Annotated in this window: 7 protein-coding genes and 2 pseudogenes; 4 read left to right on the top strand and 5 right to left on the bottom strand. The window is 37.7% G+C overall.

Annotation, left to right across the window (positions count from 1 at the left end; all coding sequences use genetic code 11):
• Window positions 1-226: pseudogene (locus F3H01_RS04610) on the top strand (acyl-CoA dehydratase activase); the annotation flags it as partial.
• A 95-nt stretch (window positions 227-321) separates the two neighbouring features.
• Window positions 322-474: pseudogene (locus F3H01_RS09420) on the top strand (2-hydroxyacyl-CoA dehydratase family protein); the annotation flags it as partial.
• A 171-nt stretch (window positions 475-645) separates the two neighbouring features.
• Here the strand turns inward: F3H01_RS09420 and F3H01_RS04600 are convergent.
• Genes F3H01_RS04600 through F3H01_RS04585 form a run of 4 tightly spaced genes read right to left on the bottom strand, consistent with a single transcriptional unit; the run spans window position 646 to window position 3,597 of the window.
• A complete protein-coding gene (locus F3H01_RS04600; RefSeq protein WP_149725002.1) occupies window positions 646-1,269 on the bottom strand; it encodes a tetratricopeptide repeat protein in 624 nt (207 codons plus the stop codon).
• Window positions 1,270-1,923, bottom strand: coding sequence for a tetratricopeptide repeat protein (locus tag F3H01_RS04595; protein WP_149725001.1), 654 nt, complete (start codon window positions 1,921-1,923; stop codon window positions 1,270-1,272).
• Between the two features lie 10 nt (window positions 1,924-1,933).
• Window positions 1,934-3,274 (bottom strand): dihydrolipoyl dehydrogenase family protein, encoded by a 1,341-nt coding sequence (locus F3H01_RS04590; protein WP_149725000.1) that lies wholly within the window; start codon window positions 3,272-3,274, stop codon window positions 1,934-1,936.
• Window positions 3,275-3,276: 2 nt separating this feature from the next.
• The gene (locus tag F3H01_RS04585; protein ID WP_021090811.1) at window positions 3,277-3,597 is read right to left on the bottom strand and encodes a hypothetical protein; all 321 of its coding nucleotides are present in this window, start codon (window positions 3,595-3,597) and stop codon (window positions 3,277-3,279) included.
• A 77-nt stretch (window positions 3,598-3,674) separates the two neighbouring features.
• On the opposite strand from F3H01_RS04585, the gene F3H01_RS04575 reads away from it, so the two are divergent.
• On the top strand, window positions 3,675-4,226 hold the full coding sequence (locus tag F3H01_RS04575; protein ID WP_084041413.1) for a tetratricopeptide repeat protein: 552 nt from the start codon (window positions 3,675-3,677) through the stop codon (window positions 4,224-4,226).
• A 24-nt stretch (window positions 4,227-4,250) separates the two neighbouring features.
• On the opposite strand, the gene prfB is transcribed toward F3H01_RS04575, so the two are convergent.
• Entirely contained in the window at window positions 4,251-5,351 is a 1,101-nt protein-coding gene (prfB, locus tag F3H01_RS04570; RefSeq protein ID WP_149724999.1) for a peptide chain release factor 2, read from the bottom strand.
• Window positions 5,352-5,471: 120 nt separating this feature from the next.
• Between prfB and panC the strand changes: the two genes are divergently transcribed.
• The gene (gene panC / locus F3H01_RS04565) at window positions 5,472-6,293 is read left to right on the top strand and encodes a pantoate--beta-alanine ligase (RefSeq protein ID WP_149724998.1); all 822 of its coding nucleotides are present in this window, start codon (window positions 5,472-5,474) and stop codon (window positions 6,291-6,293) included.
• Window position 6,294 lies beyond the last annotated feature (1 nt).

The raw sequence follows: 6,294 nt of genomic DNA, 5'->3' as shown, positions 1-6,294 counted from the left end.
TATGTATTTCATCGGTATTGATATAAGCTCAACATCTACAAAAGTAGCAATGTTAGATAATCAAGATAATTTTTGTGATCTATTTTTGTTATCAAGTAGTTTTAGTGCCATAAAAATAGTACACGATATAAAAGAAATTTTAGAACAAAAAGGCTATCAATATGCCTCGATCGTAGCTACTGGGTATGGAAGAGCAAGTGTAGAAGCGGATGTAGTAGTTTTTTAAACTGTACAGGAACTAAAAATTTAAAAATAATATGAGTACACAAGGCGACCTTGTAGAAAATATCGCCAAACATTACATAAAGATGTCCCCCTTCAGTAATGTACAAAAACGACGCAAGATCTGATGCTATCAAAAAATTTGTAGATGAATATAAAGTAGATGGTGCAATAGATATCGTTTTAAGTGGCTGTCACACTTATGCAATAAAAACAAACAAGATAAAAGAAGCAGCAAAGAAGCTGGTGTAAGCTATATGAGTCTTGAAACTGACTACTCCAAACAAGATGTATGTTGGCCAGATCTGTACACGCTTGGAGGCATTTTTAGAATTTCTCAATTAAAACATAAAATTTTAAAAGGCTCAAGAAAGAGCCTTTGTTGATTTGTTACGAATTTTTAGAACAGTATTTTGACTAGTATTACTTTTTATCCACACATTTACCAAGCTGGCAGGCTCTTTTGTAAAGTGCGTCCGCCTTTGTTTCATCTCCGCTTAGCTTTGCAAGCAAAAAGCATGACTGAGCGTACTCAAGCTCGCAGCTCTTAGCCAAAAGCCTTAGCACTCTAGCCTCAGCCCTAGTTCTATCTATCTTATGAGTCTTTAAATTTTCGCTTTCGATGTAGGATTTTAGCCCCATTGCCTCGTTATAGCAGCCAACGCCATCGCCACTATCACAAGCTAGTTTATAAAGTTTTAGAGCTTTTTCCATATCTTTTTGCTCATCAATAAGCCCTTGCTCATAGATTTGACCTAAATTTGAACAAGCCGTCGCAAGCCCAGCATTGCAAGCTTTTTCGTAGTAGCCTTTTGCTTTTACGAAGTCTTTTTCATTACTAAAATTTACAGCTAGGTTATTGCAGTCGATGCTATTTCCACTATCGCAGTTTTGCATCATTTTCTCTTTTTCAAGCTCAAGACGCTCTGTCCTAGCCTCTTCATCACTTTGCCAAAAGCCAAAACTTACCATCTTTTGCCAAGACCAGCAACCACTAAGCATAAAGCCCATAGCCAAAATAAGACCAAAATTTAAGACCTTTTTCACTTACATTCCTAGCTTTGTGCCTAGTCTTTTCATCTGCGGGCATGCCTTGCTTAGCCCACGAAAGCAAGCGACTTTATAAATTCCATAAGCCCTTTTTTCATCTTTATTGACACCAAGACCAAGCTCATACATCGCTCCGATATTGGCGCAACTTGGCAAATCGCCAGCATTACATGCGTTTGTATAAGCTTGCATTGCTAAGTAATAATCTCTCTTAACTATTTCGCCTTTTCTGTAAGCATTGCCTAAATGATAGCAAGCTTGCATGCCTCCACCATTGCAACTTTCTTTATAAATTGAAATTGCTTTTTTTGGATTTTTTTTAACTCCGAGTCCAAGCTCATAAAGAGTGCCCAAATTTGCACAACCGACTTGTACCTTAGCATCGCAAGCTTTTTGATAATTTGCTAAAGCATTTTCATATTCTTTTAAAAGCTCGTAATTTACACCCAAATCATTGCAAGCTTCCGCATCACCTTCTTCGCATTTTGGTATTAAAATTTCGATCGCATTTCTTGAAATTTGCTCTTTATTTTGCACTATTTTTTCATCCTTTGGTTGCTGCCACGAATCATCTTGTTTTTGTCCTACACCAATCACATTTAAGCAGCCAGTGAAAAATAAAGCCGATAAAAGCAATAAATATTTTTTCATTCTTTTCCTTTTAAAATTGTCCAAATAAGTCATTTAGTGCTTCACTGATACTTGGGTGAGTGAAAATTTGATTTTTAAAGAAATTTGCGTTTGCTTTTAAATTCATAGCAATTGCTATTTCATTTATCAGCTCATTTGCATAGATGCAGTGAAAGCTAGCACCTAAAATTTCGCCGCTTTGTGCATCAACGATAGCTTTTAGCATGCCTACATCGTGATTTAGTACTTTTGCGCCTGGTACTGTTGCCATGCTAAGCTTTAGCTCTTTAAAATTTAGCCCAAATTTGCTTGCTTCTTTGGCGCTCATTCCAACTCTTGCTAGCGGAGTGTCGGTAAATAGCACATTTGCGTGAATGCTTCTATTTTTAGTATTTCTCTTTTTATCACCAAAAATTTGTGAATAAACTATCCTAAAATCATCCAAGCTCGTATAAGTAAAAAGCTCTCCGCCGCGCACGTCGCCTACCGCATAGATGTTTGGCACATTTGTTTGAAGGTTTTCATTTGTCTTTATAAAGCCTTTTTCATTTAGCTCAACTCCAGCAGCTTTTAAATTTAAATCATCCACATTTGCCACTCTGCCAAGCGCGATCAAAAATGCATCAGCCCTAAGGCATCTTTGCTCGCCATTTTGCTTGAAAATTAATACATTTTCTTTAATGCACTCTATCTCGCAACCCTCTAAAATTTCAACGCCTTGGACTCTAAGAGCTTCTTTTACGCTATTAGCTATATCATCATCTTCGTTTTTAAGTAGTTTTGAACGTCCTACGATAGTCACTTTTGAGCCAAAATTTGCAAACATCGATGCAAACTCTATACCGATAAAACCGCTACCGATAATAACAAAATGCTTTGGTAAATTTTTTAGATCAAGCAAAGTTTGGCTTGAAAATACATTTGAGCTTATAACTTCAAAAGGAGTATCTGCCTCTTTTGAGCCGCTATTTATAATGATAAAATCGCCCTCTATTATCTTTTTCTCGCCGCTTGGCGTTGTTACAAGTACGCTTTTTTCACTAGCAAATGAGCCAACACCATCGATCACATCAATATTTTCTTTATCATTTAGCATTGCATAGTTTTTAGCATTCAAGGCTGAAATTAGTTTATTTTTATTTTCCACACTAAGTGTGTAATATTCGCTTTCAACGCTATTATTTACAAATTTTGCCTCTTTAGCGGCTGTTATTAGACGTTTGGTTGGTATGCAGCCAACATTTATGCAAGTGCCTCCATACATCTTTGGTGATCTCTCTACAAGAGCCACTTTTTTGCCAAGTGCGGCAGCCTTAACCGCTAGCGTTTTGCCAGCCTTTCCAAAACCAATAATTACAATATCATATTTCATTTTCAGTCCCTTATCTTTCCCATTACATAGTAAGTTGTTTCATTTATCTTTTTTAGCTCCATTTTATATTTATTAGCCCAGTTTTTTATAATCTCATCAACTCGCTCTTTTATTTCATTAACGGTAGCTACATTTTTTATCTTTAGTCTATCTTCACTTCCACTCATCGCCACAAAACAAAGATGCGGCTTTAAATGATCGTTTAGTTCAATTATGCTCTTTGGCAAGAGACCATCAGTATTGTTTAAAATTCTACACATTTGAGCAGTGGTCGTTTCATTGACGTTATAGCCAAGCTGGATTAAAAGTGCATTATGATCCATATCGTTCCTTTTGCTTAAAATTTGCGGGCATTATAAGATAAAATTGGATAAAATCGCCTAAATTTTCAAGGACAAATATGAAAAAATTTATCATTTTTGTGTTTAGTGTTTTACTATTTTGGGGATGTTCGTTAGATCAAATTTCACAAAATTTTGGCCTTAGTGAGCCACCACTTGATCCAGAGGTCGAGCAAATAGCAGACGCCATCTATCTATACAATGAAGGCAACTATCCAAAGGCTTGCAAGAGATTTTACGACTACGCAAAAGATGGAAATGTTCTAGCCATGCAACAAACTGGCATTTGTTTTCGTGATGGCAAAGGCTTTAGCAAAGATATCTTAAGAGCACTTTTTTGGTTTGAGACAGCTGGTAGATACGGCAACATAGACGGGCTAAGAAGTGCTGGATATATCTACGAGTACGGCCTTGGGGTCAATAAAAATTTAGAAAAAGCGATATATTTTTACGAAAAAGCCACAAGCCTTGGCTCAAGCGAGGCCAGCTACGATCTGGGGCTTATCTATCTAGGCAAAAATGACTATAAAAAAGCAAGAATTTATCTTGATGAGGCTTGCTTTAAAGGCAAAGAAGAAGCGTGCATGAAGCTAAAAGAGATGAAATTTTAGCTCTCATCTCTTTTTATAAATTTGCTACGCCTCAGCCTTTTGAGCGATCAAGACGCCCTCTATCATCTTTTTGATATCCCCATCAAGTATCGCGTCAGTTTGCGAAAATGCCTCGCCACTGCGGTTATCTTTTACTTGCTGATACGGAAAAAGCACGTATGATCTTATCTGATGTCCCCAGCCGATCTCACTCTTTTCGACACTATTGCTCGCCTCTTGCTGCTTCATCAGCTCAAGCTCGTAAAGGCGCGACTTTAACATTTTCATCGCTGTAGCTCTATTTTTGTGCTGGCTGCGGTCGTTTTGGCACTGCACGACGATGCCAGTTGGTATATGCGTGATACGAATGGCTGATTCAGTTTTATTTACGTGCTGACCGCCTGCACCGCTTGCTCTATAAGTATCTATCTTTAGATCTTTCTCTTCGATCTCGATCTCTATATCATCATCTATCTCAGGGCTTACCATGACGCTAGAAAAGCTCGTATGACGGCGCCCTGCACTATCAAATGGACTTGTGCGAACGAGCCTGTGGATGCCATTTTCTGCCTTGAAGTAGCCATAAGCATTTTCACCTTTTACGATAAAGCTCACGTCCTTTAGCCCCGCCTCTTCACCCTCTTGAAAGTCAAGAGTCTCGACCTTAAAGCCCTCGCGCTCGCAAAATCTAAGATACATCCTATAAAGCATGCTCGCCCAGTCGTTACTCTCAGTGCCACCAGCTCCAGGGTGGATCGATACAATCGCGTTTTTGCCATCATCTTCGCCACTTAAAAGCATAGAAATTTCAAGATTTACTATCTTTTCATCTAAATTTTTAGCGTCATCAAAAAGAGAATTTATAGTCTCTTCGTCATTTTCAGAATTTGCTAGCTCAAAGAGCTCCTTTGCGTCACTTACTGCCTGATTAGCATCATTAAATTTTGCAAGCATGTTTGAAATTTTAGTTTTTTCTTTATTTAGTGCCCCAGCTCTTGCGATATCTTGCCAAAAATCAGGATCTTGCTCAGTGGCCTCGATCTCTTTTAGCCTAGCCTTTATCTCTTCAGGCTTTACGATAGAGCCTATGTTTTCAACTTTTGTTTGTAGCTTCTTTAAAAGCTCGTTGTATTCGTAACTATCCAAGTTTTTCTCCAAAAATTTTTGCCGATTTTAGCCAAAAGTTGCTTACATTTTTAAATTTACGCCCTTTTAATCCTTTTTTGTTACAATGCCAAGTTAAAATTTCAAACAAAAAGAGTCAAAATGCAAATCATAAGAACTATAAAAGAACTTGAAAATTTCGTCTCAAACGCAAGCGCAAAAATCGGTTTTGTGCCGACCATGGGCGCACTTCATGACGGACACGTTAGCCTTATTAAAAAATGCGTGAGCGAAAATGAGATAAGTATCGTCTCAACATTCGTTAATCCAACTCAATTTTTACCAGGCGAAGATCTAGACAAATATCCAAGAAACGAGCAAAACGACATTAAAATTTGCGAGCAAAATGGCGTTAGTGCTATTTTTATCCCAGATGCTAATGAGCTTTACTTTGAAGATGAACCTCTAATCGTCGCTCCAAAGAAATTTTCAGCCATCTTAGAGGGCAAAACTAGGCCAGGCCACTTTGACGGCGTCTTAAGGGTGCTAAACAAGCTATTTCGTCTAACTCGTGCAAATAGCGTTTACATGGGCAAAAAAGATACACAACAATTAATCATCGTGCAAAACATGATAAAGACATTTTTTCTTAATACCAGCCTAGTGGCTTGCGATATCGTTAGAGAGCCAGACGGCTTAGCGCTTTCAAGCAGAAACGTCTATATCTGTGACGAAGATAAATGTAATGCTCTAAGGCTTTCAAGATCGCTAAATAAAGCACAAAATTTGATCCAAAACGGCGAAGAGGACGCAAGCGAGATCAAAACAAAGATGCTTGAAGTGCTAGAGCCGTTAAAGGTTGATTATGTCGCTATTACGGATAGAAATTTAAATGAAATTTCCAAAATAGAAAAAAATAACACCATCATTTTAGTAGCAGCTTATGTTGGCAAAACTAGGCTAATAGACAACATCTGGATCTAAA

The sequence above is a fragment of the Campylobacter concisus genome (assembly GCF_902460875.1).
Lineage (GTDB): Bacteria > Campylobacterota > Campylobacteria > Campylobacterales > Campylobacteraceae > Campylobacter_A > Campylobacter_A concisus_AA.
This window is presented reverse-complemented; position numbering and strand designations above follow the sequence as displayed.

What these genes read in the sequence shown, in the direction of transcription:
- F3H01_RS04595 (WP_149725001.1), bottom strand. Translation starts at nt 1,923, where the DNA reads ATGAAAAAATATTTATTGCTTTTATCGGCTTTATTTTTCACTGGCTGC.
- F3H01_RS04590 (WP_149725000.1), bottom strand. Translation starts at nt 3,274, where the DNA reads ATGAAATATGATATTGTAATTATTGGTTTTGGAAAGGCTGGCAAAACG.
- F3H01_RS04585 (WP_021090811.1), bottom strand. Translation starts at nt 3,597, where the DNA reads ATGGATCATAATGCACTTTTAATCCAGCTTGGCTATAACGTCAATGAA.
- F3H01_RS04575 (WP_084041413.1), top strand. Translation starts at nt 3,675, where the DNA reads ATGAAAAAATTTATCATTTTTGTGTTTAGTGTTTTACTATTTTGGGGA.
- panC (WP_149724998.1), top strand. Translation starts at nt 5,472, where the DNA reads ATGCAAATCATAAGAACTATAAAAGAACTTGAAAATTTCGTCTCAAAC.